Raw genomic sequence first — 15,615 nt, 5'->3', positions numbered from 1 at the left:
TGAAATGATTGGTCACACTTGGCAAAGCATGGTGCCGCTGCTCTCGGCGACGGCCGTGCAGTGGGGCCGCCACATGAGCGAACAGTGACGGCAACTTGGCTATGTTTGTGGGGCTTTTCGAGTTTGGCGGCTGCGTGCTGCTCAGGCGTGGCTGCTTGTGATCGACAGCTATTCAGCCAATCGATGGAGCCGCCAGGATGCAGCCCAGACCGGTTCAGGACGTTCAGCACCAGGCTAATCGGCGTTCAAGACACGCAGCGGGGGACCGATCATCCGGAAAACTCAGGCGAGTCGCCAGAAACGAACAACACTGGCTAAAGGTCCCAACGATTCAGCTGGGCGCAGTTGTGCTCGCCGCTGGATAAGGACCGTCAACCCGAGCCGTCGAAACGAAACGGCTATTTCACCGGAGGTGTGAATGCTGCAGAACGTTCGGTTGGGACCCGAGGCATTCGAGCGAGGCGGCGACCCGGCGGCCATGCTGCGGGACCTGGAAACAGCGGGCCATACGGTAGGTGACATGCTCTGCGAAGCGTTGCGCTCAGTGCGTTCGCACCTGGGTATGGATGTCGCGTTCGTCGCCGAGATGGTGCAGGGCTTTCGCGTGTTCCGCCATGTAAGCGGCAGTAGCGATCCGCCGCCGATATGTGTGGGCGGCTCCGATCCCCTTTCAGACAGCTACTGCCAGCGGGTGGTGGACGGCCGGCTGCCGCAGCTGATCCCCGACACCAGCAAACTGCCCGAAGCGGTGGCGCTGCCCATCACCGAGATATTGTCGATCGGCGCCTATATCAGCGTGCCGATCCGTTTCAGCGATGGTCGCTTGTACGGCACCTTCTGCTGCTTCAGTTCCAAGCCTGACGGCACCTTGAACGAACGTGATCTGGATACCCTGCGGTTGTTCGCCGATTTCGCCGGCCGGTTGCTCGAGACCCAGGCCAAGGAGCAGCGCGAACAGGAGGAGCGGCTCGCGCGCATCAACAGCGTGCTGAGTGAACAGGCGTACAACGTCGTGTATCAGCCGATCGTCGATGTGAGGCAGAACGACGTGGTTGGCTACGAAGCGCTGGCGCGATTCTCCGGCGAACCACAACGTACCCCGGATCTCTGGTTCGGTGAGGCCGAGCAGGTCGGTCTGCAATGCGAACTGGAAATGGCGCTCGTCCAGGAAGCCCTGAAAGGCCTGAGTGGCATTCGCCAGGACCGCTACCTGTCGTTGAACGTCTCGCCGGAAACCATCCTCGCCGGGGCACTCGGAACCCTGTTGGACGGCCAGCCGCTGGATAGGCTGATGCTCGAGGTCACCGAGCACGCGTCAGTACGCGACTATGACCTGATCGCCGAAGCGCTCGAACCCATGCGCGCGCAGGGCCTGCTGCTGGCGGTGGATGATGCAGGTGCCGGCTATGCGAGTTTTCGCCATATCCTTAAGCTCAAGCCAGACGTGATCAAACTCGACGGCAGCCTGATCCGCAACATCGACAGCAACCGCGACTGCCGGGCGCTGGCGTCGGCATTGATCCGCTTCGGTCAGGAGACCGACTGCAAGATCGTCGCCGAATGCGTCGAGACAGAGGCCGAACTGGAGATCCTCCGTGAGCTTCAGGTGACCAAGGCGCAGGGCTATCTGCTGGGCCGTCCTGGGCCGCTGGGTGGCAGCCAGCAGACCTAGACGAGGCCGCGACTGACAGGTGCCACCCGTCGGGTTACCTGTCAGTCGGCCCTTTCTGATGGTTCAGTTGCCCCGATAGGTCGAGAAGCCGTACGGGCTGAGTAGCAGCGGGATGTGGTAGTGCGGCACGGTGCCGTCCACCTCGAAGATCACCGGGACTTCCGGAAAGAAGCTCGCCGTATCGTGCGCCTCGAACCAGTCACCGGTCTTGAACGTGACGCGGTAGGTGCCTTTCTCCAGCGCCTTGTCCTGCGGATAGAGCGCGGTGATGCGGCCTTGCTGGTTGGTCACGCCATCGTTGAGGGCAGTCCACTGCTTACCGTTCTGCTTTTCCAGCGTGACCTTCACATCAGGCGAGGGCAGGCCGTCGTTGAGGTTGAGCACATGCACGCTGAGCGGGTTGTCGGCAGCCATGGCGAGGCTGGAAAGGCTGGCGAGAACGAGGCTGGCGCAAAGGGTTTTCAGGTTAGTCATGGGTTGATCTCCGGTTATGAATTGGAAGGAAGCAGTTTTGCGATTGCCTGAGTAGCGCACGCCTCGTCGGTCTCGGCGCCGCCGGCACCGGCTACGCCAATGGCGCCGATGACTTCATCGCCGACCCGCAGCGGAACGCCGCCGCCGAGCAGTAACAGTTCATCGAACGTGTTGAGGTTGGCGGCGTCCGGGTTGTTGCGCGCACGCTCGCCGAACAGGCGGGTCGGTGTCTTGCTGGACAACGCGGTGTAGGCCTTGCGCTGTGCAGCGATGGTGTTGTGCGGGCCGACGTTGTCGTCACGCTGCAGCGCGATCAGGTTGCCGCCGCGATCGACCACTGCCACCGCGGCGGTGCGGCCGTCGGCGTGGCAAGCCGCCATGGTCGAGTCGAGCAGGGCATTGGCCAGTTGCAGCGAGACGTTCTGCTGGCTGACAGGCTGCGGCGTGGCGGCCATGGCCTGGGCACCGGCAAGGGCCAGGCCGACCAACGAAAGGGGGACGATGCGCATCGGTTTCTCCTCAATGGGCTCCGTGGAGCAGGTGGCGCCATCCTGTGCGGTTGGCCCCGTCAAACCCATTGCCTGCGCATTACGTATTTGTAATGGGATAAACGCACGAGGGCGCCTAGCCTATGCGCCTCGCCCGGAGGAAACAGATGCGCATACTGGTAGTAGAAGACGAGTTCAAGACGGCCGATTACCTGCGCAAGGGGTTGAGCGAGTCGGGCTATCTGGTAGAGGTCGCGCTCAACGGCCTGGACGGTCAGCACCTGATTCAGGAAAGCGAGTTCGACCTGATCATCCTCGACGTCATGTTGCCGGGCATCGACGGCTGGCAGCTGTTGCAGATCGTGCGGCGCAAGGCGCAGACGCCGGTGCTTTTTCTTACCGCGCGCGATGCGGTGGAGGACCGGGTCAAAGGCCTTGAGCTGGGCGCTGACGACTATCTGGTCAAGCCGTTTTCCTACGCCGAGCTGCTGGCGCGGGTGCGCACCTTGCTGCGCCGCGGGCCGCCGCGCGAAGTCGAGCAGTTCAAGGTCGCCGATCTGGAACTGGACCTGCTGCGCCGTCGGGTGACGCGTCAGGGTGAGCGGCTGACGCTGACCAACAAGGAATTCGCCCTGCTGCATCTGCTGCTCAGTCGTGAAGGCGAAGTGCTGTCGCGGGCGCAGATCGCCTCGCAGGTCTGGCAGATGAATTTCGACAGCGATACCAATGTCGTCGACGTCGCGATACGCCGGCTGCGAGCGAAGGTCGACGACCCCTACCAGCCCAAACTGATCCACACCGTGCGCGGCATGGGCTACCTGTTGGAAGTGCAGGAATGAAGCTGCTGCCACGCTCGCTGAGCCTGCGTCTGGCACTGATGTTTGCGCTGGTCAGCACGGCGTTGCTGGGTGCGATTGGCTTCTACCTCTATCAATCACTGGAGCGCGAGATTGCCTGGCGCGACGACCAGGCGCTGCTTGGGCGGCTGGAGCGCATGGCGGCCTTGCTCGATGACAGTGACAGCATCGAGGTGCTGCGCGAGCGACCTCAGCTCTACGCCAACATGCTCGGCAATCGCGACAGTCTGCTGTGGGTGCTGGGGGAGAGTGGGGCGCCGCTGATCGAGATCAATCCCGTTCAGTTGGCGATCCCGCAATTGCCGCCGGCGGATCACCCGCAGCTGGAGGATCTGGGTGATCAGGCGCGGTTGGCCTGGATACAGATTGAACGACCACGTGGCGGCCTGACGCTGATTGCCGGCAAATTGTTGGGCGAGCGTGAGCAGATGCTTGCCGCGTACCGCCTGAAACTCTGGCTGGCCCTGGCCACCGGTGCGCTACTGGCGTTTCTGCTGGGCTGGCTGGTGAGCGAACGAGGACTGCGGCCGGTTCGTCAGCTGACCCGCCGGGCGCTGGCGATCGACGTCCAGCACCTGCATCTGCGCATCGAGGACAGTGCCGAGCTGAGCGAGTTGCGGGCCTTGAGCGAGGCACTGAACCAGATGCTCGCGCGACTGGAGGCCGGTTTCGCGCAGCTGTCGCGGTTTTCCGAGGACCTGGCGCACGAGATGCGCACCCCGCTCAGCAACCTGATGGGCCAGACCCAGCAAACCTTGCGGCGGGTGCGTTCGCTGGAGGATTACCAGAGCCTGCTGGCTTCCAATCAGGAGGAATACGAGCGTCTGGCCAGGATGATCAACAACATGTTGTTTTTAGCCCGCACCGAGCAGGTCGACGCGGCAATTCACCGGCAGGACCTCGACCTGACCGAAACGGTGGAACAGCTCGGTGATTATTTCGAGGGCGTTGCCGAAGAGCACCAGATGCGGGTAGTGAACGAAGCGAGCGGCAGCCTGCACGCCGATCCGGATCTGCTGCGCAGGGCGCTGGCCAACCTCATCGCCAATGCGCTGCGCTATGGCGCGACGGGAACGGAGGTCCGCGTGAGCTGCGAGCGTACCGCTGACAACGTGGTGATCACTGTCGAAAACAGCGGCGAGCCGATTGCAGCCGAACACCTGCCGCGGCTGTTCGACCGCTTCTATCGCTGCGATCCGTCCCGTGCCCAACCGGGCGACTCTGGCGGGCTGGGGCTGGCAATCGTGCGCTCGATCATGCAGTTGCATGGCGGTGAAGTTCGGGTGACCAGTGACGCATCGGTTACTTGCTTCAGCCTGTCCTTTCCTCGCTGAACGTTGCGGTCCCGCCGGGCAGACAGGCTGAACCTTTATCGAAACGGCAGAGTCGACTTAACAGGTTGGCCGTGTTCTTTCCGGCCGTTCATCCAAGCCCGTAGGAGACTTTCTCAATGGATAACAAAGACACCATTTCCGTACTCAACGATCTCATCGAAACCAGCAAAGACGGTGAGAAGGGCTTCCGCGAATGCGCTGATGACCTGAAGAATCCGCAGCTGAAGACCACCATGAATCAACGTGCCCAGGATTGCGCCACGGCAGCCGCTGAGCTACAGCAATTGGTACGCACTATGGGTGGCGATCCGGAAACCTCCACCAGCACCGCCGGTGATATGCACCGTCGCTGGGTCGACCTGAAGACCAAGGTCACCGGCAAGGATGACGAGTCCATCCTCAACGAGTGCGAGCGTGGCGAAGACGTTGCCCTCAAGAGCTACCGCAAAGCGCTCGAGAAGGACCTGCCAATGGATGTCCGTTCAGTGGTCGAGCGTCAGATGCAGGGCGTGCAGCGCAACCATGATGAGGTCAAGGCACTGCGCGACGCCGAGCGCGCCCGTAGCTGATCGATCGATGTTGCGAAAACGCCGGCCTCAGTGCCGGCGTTTTTTTGTCGATGCTGGACCCGTGATGCGGGCTGCGGCGTCATCCACAAACGGGTTCCGCCGTTCTGGTGAACGGAGCGTATTGATAGAGCTGTTCGGCTGACATGGGGCGACTGAAATGATAGCCCTGCGCAATGTCGCAGCCCGCCAGCTTCAGATAGACGAGCTGATCCCGCGTTTCCACACCCTCGGCCACCACCGTCAAACCCAGGCGCTTCGCCAGCGTGATGGTGGACGAGACGATGGGGTTGTCGTCATAGCTGTTCGACAGCGGGGCGATCAACGCCCGGTCTATCTTCAGCGTATTGAGCGGCATCGAGTGCAGGTGGGCGAAGCCCGCATAACCTCTGCCGAAGTCATCAAGGCTGATGTTCAGCCCTGCCACACGCAGCCGTTCGAGATGCTCGACGGCCATGCCTTCATCATCGAGTACGACCGTTTCGGTAATCTCCAGCTCGAACTGCCAGGCTTCGATGCCGCGCTGCGCCAGCTCGCTGAGCAAACGTTCGCTGAAATCGGCTTGACGCAGCTGTATGGCCGAAACGTTGACGGCGAGTCGCGAAGATCGGCCATCCGCCCGCCAACCTTTCAGTTCCTCCAGCGCGAGACGTATCACTTCCCAGCCGAGCGCGACGATGAACCCGCTGCGCTCTGCCAGCGAAATGAAGCGATCCGGGTAGAGCAGGCCGAATTGCGGGTGCTCCCAGCGCACTAGTGCTTCATAACCAGAGACCTGCATCGAATCCAACCGGATTTGCGGCTGGTAGTGCAGGACGAATTGCCGTTCGCTCAACGCGGCAACCAGCGACTGCTCCAGCGAGAATTCATTGATATCCGTGAGGTTCAGGGAGGGGTCGAAGAACCGATACTGGCCGCGGCCGGACTGCTTGGCCGAGTACATCGCCGCGTCAGCGCAGCGGATCAAACCGTCGACCTCCTGACCATCACGGGGACAGATGCTGACACCGATGCTCGGGCTGGTGTTGACCTCATGTTCATCGAGAGCATAGACGGCGGTGAGCTTGTTCACCAGATCGCGGACCCAGGTGTCGATCTGCTCTTCACTTCGGTCGCCCGCAAGCAGCACGACGAATTCATCACCACCGAAGCGCGCCGCCTGATCGCCGGGTTCCAGCGCGCGGCTGATCCGTCCCGCCACGGCCTGCAGTAGCAGATCCCCGACCTTGTGCCCCAGCGAATCGTTGATCGACTTGAAGCGATCCATGTCGATGAAGAGTATTGCCATCAAACGACGCAGGTTGCGCTGGCGAGCCAGGGTTTCACTGCAGGTATCCAGGAATTGCCGGCGATTGTGCAGGCCGCTCAGGTGGTCGGTAGCGGCTGCATGGGTGCTGCGCCGATGTTCGTCCTCCAGACGACTGATCCGCTCTTGGTCGATCCGATGGGCCTGCTCCAGCGCGCAGAATGCCTCGTGGCGCCTCTGCAACAGCCGCATCGCCCAGATCACTCCGCCGAGGATGAGCAACGTCATGCCGAGATTCATCCACAACTGACGGCTGAAACTGCGTTGGTGGGCCGCGAGGATTTCGCCAACCTGCTGGCTGACGACCACGCTGAAGCCGCTGTCGCGAGCGCGGCTGTAAAGGCTCTGATATTCCTGATCAGCGCTGTATTGGGTGGTCATGCCGGCATCCGTCGCCGCAGGCAGACCGGGTCTGAGGCGTTTGCCTGCGGCGGTCATTCCACCGTTTGTGAAGTGGAGCCGTCCCTCGTCAGCCCTGTCCAGCAATCGCACCAGCCCGGTAGCGCCCAGGTCGGCGTGATTGAGTAGAACGGCGAGTGGGCTGACGTCCAGCTGAACCAACAGGATGCGCTTCAACTCAATCGAGTCGGGGCCGGTCAGCGGTATCAGAAAAGGTAACTGCCAGCTTGCAGGCTCTGCTGCCTGCAGCGACGCCATGGGTCGTAGCAGGAAGGGCTGGTTACCGTACTGCGCATTATGGGCGTTGAATTCCGCGAGCCATTGCTCTGGCAGTGGCTGGCTGTCAGACGTGGTGGCGTTGAGTAGGTGCCCGTCCAGATCGTAGAGGCTCAAGCGCTTGAGGGTAGTGTCCTCGGCAAGCATGCGAGCGAGGCTTTGACCGTCGGAGCTGAAGCCGTCGCTCAACATCAGGTGACCGATGACCCGCACGCGGTCGACGCGTTGTTGCAGGTTCTCCACGGCACTACGGGCGAGGCTGAGATGCTCGGCGGCCTTGGCTTGCAACGCCGCCCTTCGCGACGTCTGTCCGTGGTGCCAGTACGATCCCCACAGGAATGCCAGCGTGGCGATACAGAGCGATAGCAACAGCGCCTGAGGAAACGTGGGGGAGGACAGGAACCGTCGAATCACGGCAGGGCACTCAATGCGTAGTGGTGGCAAAATATCATCACGTTATGTCATAGCGATGACAGCAATCGGAGGTGCACATTGGCTGGCTGCGGGTGCTTCGCCGCGAATCGCCGGCACTCGAACGGTTCTACACACAAAGGTCCCCATCGCTCAGGCAAAATCGAACGAACTGCTAAGCTGTTTCATCCGTTTTCCGGAACCCGCTGCTCATGAATTCCTTCATCTCCCCATCGAGTGACGAGACCAGCGCACAGCGCGCCGAGCTGGCGCGGCTGGTCGAAGGCGCCGTCAGCGGCGACGGCATGCACCCGACCGCCATCGAGCCGCTGCATCTGATCCGCTGCGCAAAGCCTGGCGAGATGACTTATGGCCTGCATAAGCCGGCGTTGTGCGTCATCGTTCAGGGCGGCAAGGAAGTGCGCCTGGCTGATGAGCTGTATCGCTACGACCCGCTACATTATTTGGTGGTGTCGGTGACGCTGCCTGTTGCCGGCTGCGTGATTCGGGCGTCCAGCGATGAGCCTTACATCTGCATTCGGCTGGACATCGACCCATCACTGATTGCCGGGCTGGTTGCCGACGCCAACCCGGCGCCAGCGCCGGAAGATACCGCGGGGCGTGGCCTCTATCTGGACCGTATCGACGCGCCGCTGCTGGACGCCACCCTGCGGCTGGTGCGCCTGCTAAACAACCCCAAGGACATCCCGGTCCTCGCGCCATTGGCAGTGCGCGAGATTTTCTACCGACTGCTCTGCGGGCCGCAGGGGCACCACCTTCAGGCGGTGGCGCTGCAAGGCAGTCAGTCGCACCGGGTCAACGATGCGATCGAGTGGCTCAATCGCAACTACGTCGAGCCGCTGCGCATCGATGAGTTAGCGCGACGGGTCAATCTCAGCAGCTCCAGCCTGCATCATCGATTCAAGGCACTAACGGCCATGAGTCCGTTGCAATATCAGAAGCAGCTTCGCCTGCAGGAAGCCCGCCGGTTGTTGGTGGCCGAAGGGTTGGAAGTGTCGGCAGCGGGTTACCGGGTGGGCTATGAAAGCCCCTCGCAATTCAGCCGTGAATACAGCCGCTTGTTCGGCGCCTCCCCGGTCAAGGACCTGGCCCGTCTGCGCAGCATGGCCTGATCTCAGCGCGCCGAATCATGCCCCTTGCTGGGCTTGAGTTCGAAGGCAATGGACCAGTTGTAGAGCGGGTAGGGCTTGCCGACCAGCGCCTCGATGTTTGCCTCTTCCGGCATGCCCTCGTCGGGCAGGTATTCATAGGTGGCGTCCGCTACGGTCGGGTCACTGTCATGCAGCTCACCGGCGCCGCCTGTTGCATGGCTGGCGTAGCGAATCGTCGGGATGCCCACCAGATCGCGGCCAACCACCAGGCGCAATACGGTATCAGCGGCGGCTTCGATGTTTTCCACCGGTACCTTGCCCTTGTCATCGGTGATGACGAAACCGTAATTCTCGATCATCTGCGCCTTGTGCCCCAGATAGGGCTCGCTGAAGGCCAGCGGCGGATGAGGCACGTGGAAGTCCATCAGGATTTCACGGCCTTCGACCGTCGCGTGCAGCGGTGATAGCGGTTGCCAGCCGCGCTGCTCGACCACCACCTGGTGGAGTACTTTGCCGAGCATCTGGCCGAACCAGCGGTAGCCATTGGCCGACAGATGCGTGCCTTTGTCGACGTAGGGATAGACGGGGCCGGCCAGGTACCAGTTGGGCTCTTCCTTCGCCAGCTCCCACTGCGCAAGGCCGATGTCCAGGCTGCCATCGACGACCGATGTCTTGGCGTCGGTCTGGTAGCTGATGAACGCGGGCATCCGCTCCTGGCCGATGGCCTTGACCGTGTCCTCGTTCAGGTCGTTGCGCAATTGACGCAGCATCTTCTTGTAGGTGGCCTTGTCGTTGACGCCGCCCTGTACCTCGGCATAGTCGTATTCGCCTTGCAGCCAGAACAGGGCGCTGAGGTTGTAGCTGGCGTCATCGGCCTGCGCGACCTGCCGGGCCTGATCCACCGCTTGGAGCACGCGCTTGTATTCGTGGGTGCCGCCGACCTTGGACAGCTGAGCAATGGAACGGCCGGAGGTGGCGGCGTTACTGGCGACGAGCAAATGCTCCGGGTCGGCCTCGATGCCTTTGCTATCGAGATAGAGCCGTCGGGCCATGTTCAATGCGCCGACTTCCACCGACTCGCCTTCTTCCTGCGCTTTTTCTTCCAGCTTCGCAACGGCGTCGGCATCGAGCAGAACCTTCGGGTCGCGTTTGAGTTGCACCACCGCCTGGAGCGGCTTGAACGCGGCGCCGCCGACCGGCACAAAACGATCACCACTGAAAGTCGCCGAGCGCGTCGCGTCGCCCAGCATCAGGTTGTCGTAGCCCGGCTTTTTCGACAGCGCGGGCCAGCCCTCGGCTGCCGAGGCCAGCGACTGACCGAAGGTGATGATGTGGTTGTACTTCGCGTCGAGCGCTGGCGGCTGATGCTTGGGTTGCTCGATCATCTGCTGGCTCCAGCGCTTGTTCTGCGCGTCGCGCGCCGCGATAGCCTGTTCATCGGCATGGGCGAGCAGTGCGGCGCCTGATAACAGCAGGCCGCTGAAGGCATAAGCAATCGGGGTGCGAGGGGCTAGGAAGGTTCGGCGGGACTGGTTGTCAGCAGGGAGCATCGATCGGTTCCTTGTGATTGAGGCGCAAACGAGCGCGATGCAAGGGGAGGAGGCCGGATGCGGCGTACCGCAAGCGTAGGGCAGGCGTTTCGACGGCCTGGGATGCGCTTAGTTCTGACGGAGTGCGCGACGGGCCCTAGCCATCAAGGCGATGCACATCGCGAGCGGCAAGGCTGTGGGGGGCCAAGATGGTTTCGACCACGTCCTTGAGGGCCGCTGCCAATTCTTCTAGCCGGTAGGGTTTGGCCAGCACCTGTACGCCTTCGGCTTCGGCCGTTTGCTTGATAGCCTCGGCGTAGCCACTGGTGAGCAGAACCGGTACACCGAACTGGCGCGCCCGGATTTCCCGTGCCAGCTCCAGACCGTTCATGCCGCCGGGCATCATCACGTCGGAGAACACGACATCGACTTCCCGCTCATTGGCGAGCGCACCCAGCGCTGCTGCGGCGCTGGCGGCATAGGTCACCTCGTAGCCGAGGTGTTCGAGCATCTCGCCCACCAGTGCGGCCACTTCGTCATCGTCATCAACCAGCAATACGTTGCCAACCGAGCGCCGGGCCGGCTCGTTCACCAGCGGTTGGTCTTTCGTCGGGCTCGGCAAGTTGACCGAGCGCGGCAGCAACATCACCACACTGGTGCCCTGGCCGCACTCGGTATCAATCCATACCGTGCCGCCGGATTGCCGCGCGAAGCCGTACACCTGAGCGAGGCCGAGCCCGGATCCCTTGCCGATTTCCTTGGTCGTGAAGAAGGGATCGAAAACCCGATTGCGAACGTCAGCAGGGATGCCGACGCCGGAATCGATGACCGCCAGGCGAACGAAATCGCCTCGGCGACCCAGCACCTGTTCGCCAGGTGCGTTGCAGGCCTGCAGAAGAATCGAGCCACCTTCAGGCATGGCATCGCGCGCATTGACCGCGAGGTTGAGGATGACCAGCTCTAGTTCGCCTGGATCCACCTCGACGGGCCATAGGTCCGACGCGAATTCTTCTTTCACATGCACATCGCCGCGCAAGCTGCGGTCGAGTAGTTCGCGCATCTGGCTGATCCGCTGAGCCAGGTCGACGGCTTCCGGCGCCAATGACTGACGGCGGGAAAACGCAAGCAGCTGACGGGTCAGTGCCGAGCCGCGCTGGGCGGCTTGTCGCATGCCGTCCATGAGGCGCTTGCGGCGCTCCGGATCGGCGCGGCGATCAAGCATGTCGAGCCCGCCAGAGATCACCATCAGCAGATTGTTGAAGTCGTGGGCGATGCCACCGGTGAGCTGGCCGATGGCTTCGATCTTCTGCGTTTGCCGCAGGGTTTCTTCGATGTGCGCACGCTCGGCCATCTGCGTGCGCAATTCGAGGTTGGTGCGTTCCAGTTCGCTGGTGCGCTCTACCACCAGTGCTTCGAGCTCTTGTGAAGCCCGTTCGCGCGCGTCGATCAGTGCACGCACTTCGTACTGGCGCAGACGACCCCGTACGGCGGCCTGAATGGCGCTGGTCAGGGTGATGCTCTGCACGGGCCGCTCCAGCAACGAGACGTTGCGCAGCGCCGCCACCATGCGCTGACGCCAGGCGGCAACGGCGGGCTGTTGGTGCTTGCTGGTGAGGACCACGAACGGAAAGTCCGACCAGGGCGGTTGCTGATCGACCCAGTCGGACAAGGCCTGTAGATCATGGCCAAAAAGGCCTTCTTCGGCGATGAACACCGCCGAGGCATCGGTTTCGGCGCGTCGCAGCACTTCATCGACGCCGTGACAGACCACCGCATCCATGCCGCTGCGGCGCAGCAGTTCGGCTGTGGCCGGGCCATCCCGGCCGATGGGGGCGTAGACGACGATCAGCGGATGCTCTGGTTTAGTGGGCGTCGTCATGCTCGTCTGTCAGTAGCTGAGTCGCATCACCGGTGTATTCCGGTGTGCCCGATAGAATCCCGCTGAAGTGACTCAGCGGTGGCCCGACCTGAGTGCCCGAAGGCCCTAGGCGGTATTCGCGAACCGTATTCTCGTGCCGCCCGCTGCGCTTCTTGACCACAGACAAGGCCCTGCGGACGATGCCGGCGTGCTCGAAGTAGCGCAGCATGATAACCGCATCGCTGAGGTAGCTGATATCGATTGGCGTATCCATTGGTCCCACCAGCCCATGCTGGGCCAGCACCATGATGCTGATCACGCCTTTTTGTCCCAGGTAGCTGAGCAGCTCGTGCATCTGCAGGATCAGGAAGCGGCCATCCGGCATCGCATGCAGATAGCCGTTGAGGCTGTCCAGGATTACTAACTTCGAGCCTTGCTCTTCAACGCTGCGACGCACGGCTGCGGTGAATTCACCGGGCGACAACTCAGCCGGGTCAACCTGTTGCAGATGCAGCAGGCCCTGTTCGATCCAGGGCTCCATGGCAAGCCCTAGCGACCGTCCACGCGCCAGCAGCGTGCCGATGTTTTCGTCGAAGACGAAGAAGGAGACCTGCTCGCCGCGCTTGCATGCGGCGACCGCAAAACTCAATGCCAAGGACGACTTGCCAACGCCTGCTGCCCCGACGAACAGCGCGTTGGTGCCACGCTCCAGACCGCCGCCGAGCATGGTGTCCAGTGCGGCATTGCCGGATGAGGCCGCCTCGCCAATGTAGCGGGAGTGATGCTCGGCCGCGATCAGACGAGGGAAGATCTGCAACCCGCCTTTGCGGATGACGAAGTCGTGATAGCCGCCGCGAAACTGGATGCCGCGCATCTTCACCACGCGCAAACGCCGCCGCTCGGCGCCGTAGTCGATGGCCAGCTGCTCCAGCATGACCACGCCGTGGGAGATCGAGTGAAGCTGCAGGTCGCCCAGTTCCGAGGTCTGGTCGTCCAGCAGGATCACGGTGCAGCGGCGGGTGGTGAAGAAGTGCTTGAGTGCCAAAACCTGACGCCGATAGCGCAGCGGGCTTTGCGCCAGCAATCGCATTTCCGAGAGGCTGTCGAAGATCACCCGGGTCGGGTTGGTTTGTGTCACGCGGTCGAAGACTTGCTGAGTGGTTTCGCTCAGCTCCATCTCTGCCGGATGCAGGACGGTCAGTTCGAGCTCGGGGTCGAGGCTGGCCTCAGGGGTTACCAGCTCGAACACGTCGATGCCTTCGAGCGACCAGCCGTGCCGCTTGGCGACCAGTTCCAGTTCTTGCTTGGTTTCCGACAGGGTCACATAAAGGACCTGTTCGCCCTGACGAACGCCCTCCAGCAGGAATTGCATGGCGATGGTGGTTTTACCGGCGCCCGGGCTGCCTTCGTAGAGGTACATCCGGTTCGGGTCCAGGCCGCCGCCGAGGATGTCGTCCAGGCCTTCGCTGCCTGTGGAAATACGAGGGAAGTCTTCGTCCGGGTTGAAGGAAGGATCAATGTGATCGGTCATTCCGTACTCCTTACGCAGGCTTCTGTATGAATGAAGCCGCGTTTGTTGTTCCTGCCGGCCGAGTCCATGAATTCAGGGCAAGGGCCATGCGGAACACGCCCGTAAATTGCCTAATCGGCGGGTCGGGCTAAAACCCTCTCGAGCAATCGCCAGGGGCATACCGAGCGAGCGTGTTGCAGGCGTGCGGCGGACGATAGCCGAGGGGCGCAGTCAGATAATCCGACCCGTTTTCCCCTGGCCCGTTCCGTGTCAGCCTGTTTACCAGGCGCGCTCAGCCGGTTCTATTGCGGGCTTGATAGCCCGCCAGACCGGGCTTGCAGACGTTTCGCTTGCTGTGTCGAATAGGCTACTGACGAGATGACGACGCAACAGGTTGCAACCATTGACCCTTGGTTCATCTGGTCAGCTGCCCCATGATCAGGCTTTGCCTGCCGCGGGTAACCTGCATGTCTCGTTTCTCTCGCCCATCGGCGTCTGCACTGGGGCGCTTTCTGAATCTCGGCGGCACCGGCGCACGAATCGCCGGGAACCTGCTGGTGCAGCGCATCACCCCCGGTAAGGCACGCATCGACTGGGCGCCGATCGGGGCGTTGCTGGGGGATACGCTGGGGCAGATGAAAGGCCCGGTGCTCAAGCTCGGCCAGCAAGCCTCGCAATGGCAGGACGTCCTGCCCCCACCGGTCAGTGCGGCGTTGTCTCGTCTGCAGAATCAGGTGCCGTCGCTGCCGTTCGCCTCGCTCGAATCACATCTGCAGCGTCGCTATGACGGGCGCTTGTACGAACTGTTCGACACGATCGAAGCGCAACCCGCCGCGGCGGCGTCCCTGGGGCAGGTGCACCGGGCGCGTGACCAGCAGGGGCGGGCGTTGATCATGAAAATCCAGTACCCGGGCATCCGCGCCATCTGCGACGCCGACCTGCGTCAGCTGCGCCGGCTGATGCCGCTAGGGAGATTGTTCGGCACGCCCTCGGCGCGACTCGAATCCGTCTACCGTGAGCTGCAACGCGGCATCGACCAGGAGCTCGACTACGACGCCGAGCGCCAAAACCTGGAGTGCTTCCGTCAGCACTTTGCGGATTGGCCAGGTGTGCATATTCCCTTTGCCGCAACGGAGCTGTGCCGCCCAGGTGTGCTGGTGCTGGAGGAGCGGCCGGGGCGCTCAATGAATGAGGTTGAACAGGCGCCCATCGAAATTCGCCAACGACTGGCCGAAGCGCTGTGCGACTGGCTTGCCGAGCAGGCGTTCGGCCTCGGGCAGCTGCACGCCGATCCGCACCCGGGCAACCTGGCCTGGACCGAGACGGGGGAGCTGGTGGTCTACGATTTCGGCAGTGTCGTGCCACTGCCGGAGCGTTTGCTGCGCGCTTATGTGCAGATCTTCGATGCCCTGCGCGGCCCCTCCAGCGAGGCGCTGGAGGCGGGCTTCCAGGCACTCGGCGGTCGCCAGCCCGGCAGCGCGCCGCCGCATAGTCTGTATCGACGCATCCATCTGCTGCTGCACCCGTTGCTGCAACCGGGTGCGCAATGGGATTTCCGCGGCGCATCGCTGCATCAACAACTGATCGAGCTTTCGCCGCTGTTGATGTCGGCGCTCGGCAGTCTGCAGCCGGCGTCCGGTACGCTGCTGGTCAACCGCACGCTGGAAGGGCATTACTGGAACCTCTACCGACTCGGCGCTTGCCTGCCGGTTGCCGACCTGCTGGCGAATCATATCGAGCAATGGCGTGCCGGCCTGCAAACCAATAAACCGGGCTAAGCGCTCGATCTGAACTGAGCCCGACCCACCCAACCAGGCCGGATC

Annotated in this window: 12 protein-coding genes; 6 read left to right on the top strand and 6 right to left on the bottom strand. The window is 62.5% G+C overall.

Features of this window, described 5'->3' with window-relative positions:
* The first annotated feature begins 418 nt into the window (after positions 1 to 418).
* The gene (locus ACQKIK_RS03240) at positions 419 to 1,672 is read left to right on the top strand and encodes a sensor domain-containing phosphodiesterase (protein WP_499134728.1); all 1,254 of its coding nucleotides are present in this window, start codon (positions 419 to 421) and stop codon (positions 1,670 to 1,672) included.
* Between the two features lie 63 nt (positions 1,673 to 1,735).
* On the opposite strand, the gene uraH is transcribed toward ACQKIK_RS03240, so the two are convergent.
* Both uraH and ACQKIK_RS03230 read right to left on the bottom strand, forming a co-directional pair.
* A complete protein-coding gene (gene uraH / locus ACQKIK_RS03235) occupies positions 1,736 to 2,146 on the bottom strand; it encodes a hydroxyisourate hydrolase (RefSeq protein ID WP_064481815.1) in 411 nt (136 codons plus the stop codon).
* 14 nt (positions 2,147 to 2,160) lie between these two features.
* Positions 2,161 to 2,655, bottom strand: a complete 495-nt coding sequence (locus ACQKIK_RS03230; protein ID WP_499134727.1) for a GlcG/HbpS family heme-binding protein — start codon at positions 2,653 to 2,655, stop codon at positions 2,161 to 2,163.
* Positions 2,656 to 2,801: 146 nt separating this feature from the next.
* Between ACQKIK_RS03230 and ACQKIK_RS03225 the strand changes: the two genes are divergently transcribed.
* The 3 genes from ACQKIK_RS03225 (at position 2,802) to ACQKIK_RS03215 (ending at position 5,394) form a co-directional block, all read left to right on the top strand.
* The gene (locus ACQKIK_RS03225; protein WP_499134726.1) at positions 2,802 to 3,473 is read left to right on the top strand and encodes a heavy metal response regulator transcription factor; all 672 of its coding nucleotides are present in this window, start codon (positions 2,802 to 2,804) and stop codon (positions 3,471 to 3,473) included.
* Complete coding sequence (locus ACQKIK_RS03220) at positions 3,470 to 4,825, top strand: heavy metal sensor histidine kinase (RefSeq protein WP_499134725.1); 1,356 nt, start codon at positions 3,470 to 3,472, stop codon at positions 4,823 to 4,825. Before ACQKIK_RS03225 ends, ACQKIK_RS03220 begins: the two co-directional genes overlap by 4 nt.
* Before the next feature lie 116 nt (positions 4,826 to 4,941).
* Entirely contained in the window at positions 4,942 to 5,394 is a 453-nt protein-coding gene (locus tag ACQKIK_RS03215; RefSeq protein WP_045429196.1) for a PA2169 family four-helix-bundle protein, read from the top strand.
* 79 nt (positions 5,395 to 5,473) lie between these two features.
* Here ACQKIK_RS03215 and ACQKIK_RS03210 read toward each other — a convergent pair whose 3' ends face one another.
* Positions 5,474 to 7,786 (bottom strand): putative bifunctional diguanylate cyclase/phosphodiesterase, encoded by a 2,313-nt coding sequence (locus ACQKIK_RS03210; RefSeq protein WP_499134724.1) that lies wholly within the window; start codon positions 7,784 to 7,786, stop codon positions 5,474 to 5,476.
* 209 nt (positions 7,787 to 7,995) lie between these two features.
* Here ACQKIK_RS03210 and ACQKIK_RS03205 point away from each other — a divergent pair, with 209 nt between their 5' ends.
* Positions 7,996 to 8,916, top strand: coding sequence for an AraC family transcriptional regulator (locus ACQKIK_RS03205; protein ID WP_241530468.1), 921 nt, complete (start codon positions 7,996 to 7,998; stop codon positions 8,914 to 8,916).
* 2 nt (positions 8,917 to 8,918) lie between these two features.
* Here ACQKIK_RS03205 and ACQKIK_RS03200 read toward each other — a convergent pair whose 3' ends face one another.
* From ACQKIK_RS03200 to ACQKIK_RS03190, 3 genes are all read right to left on the bottom strand, one after another.
* Positions 8,919 to 10,445, bottom strand: coding sequence for a sialate O-acetylesterase (locus ACQKIK_RS03200; RefSeq protein WP_499134722.1), 1,527 nt, complete (start codon positions 10,443 to 10,445; stop codon positions 8,919 to 8,921).
* A 136-nt stretch (positions 10,446 to 10,581) separates the two neighbouring features.
* On the bottom strand, positions 10,582 to 12,303 hold the full coding sequence (locus tag ACQKIK_RS03195) for a response regulator (RefSeq protein WP_499134720.1): 1,722 nt from the start codon (positions 12,301 to 12,303) through the stop codon (positions 10,582 to 10,584).
* Positions 12,287 to 13,813, bottom strand: coding sequence for an ATPase domain-containing protein (locus ACQKIK_RS03190; RefSeq protein WP_064481823.1), 1,527 nt, complete (start codon positions 13,811 to 13,813; stop codon positions 12,287 to 12,289). The genes ACQKIK_RS03195 and ACQKIK_RS03190 overlap by 17 nt, the downstream gene beginning before the upstream one ends.
* A gap of 446 nt (positions 13,814 to 14,259) precedes the next feature.
* On the opposite strand from ACQKIK_RS03190, the gene ACQKIK_RS03185 reads away from it, so the two are divergent.
* Positions 14,260 to 15,570: an ABC1 kinase family protein gene (locus ACQKIK_RS03185; protein WP_064481824.1), complete on the top strand. Its 1,311-nt coding sequence runs from the start codon at positions 14,260 to 14,262 to the stop codon at positions 15,568 to 15,570.
* The last annotated feature ends 45 nt before the right edge of the window (positions 15,571 to 15,615 follow it).

The sequence above is a fragment of the Pseudomonas sp. NPDC047961 genome (assembly GCF_050272435.1).
Taxonomy (GTDB): domain Bacteria; phylum Pseudomonadota; class Gammaproteobacteria; order Pseudomonadales; family Pseudomonadaceae; genus Stutzerimonas.
Note: the sequence above shows the minus strand (reverse complement) of the source record. Positions and strands in the feature narration are given on the sequence as shown.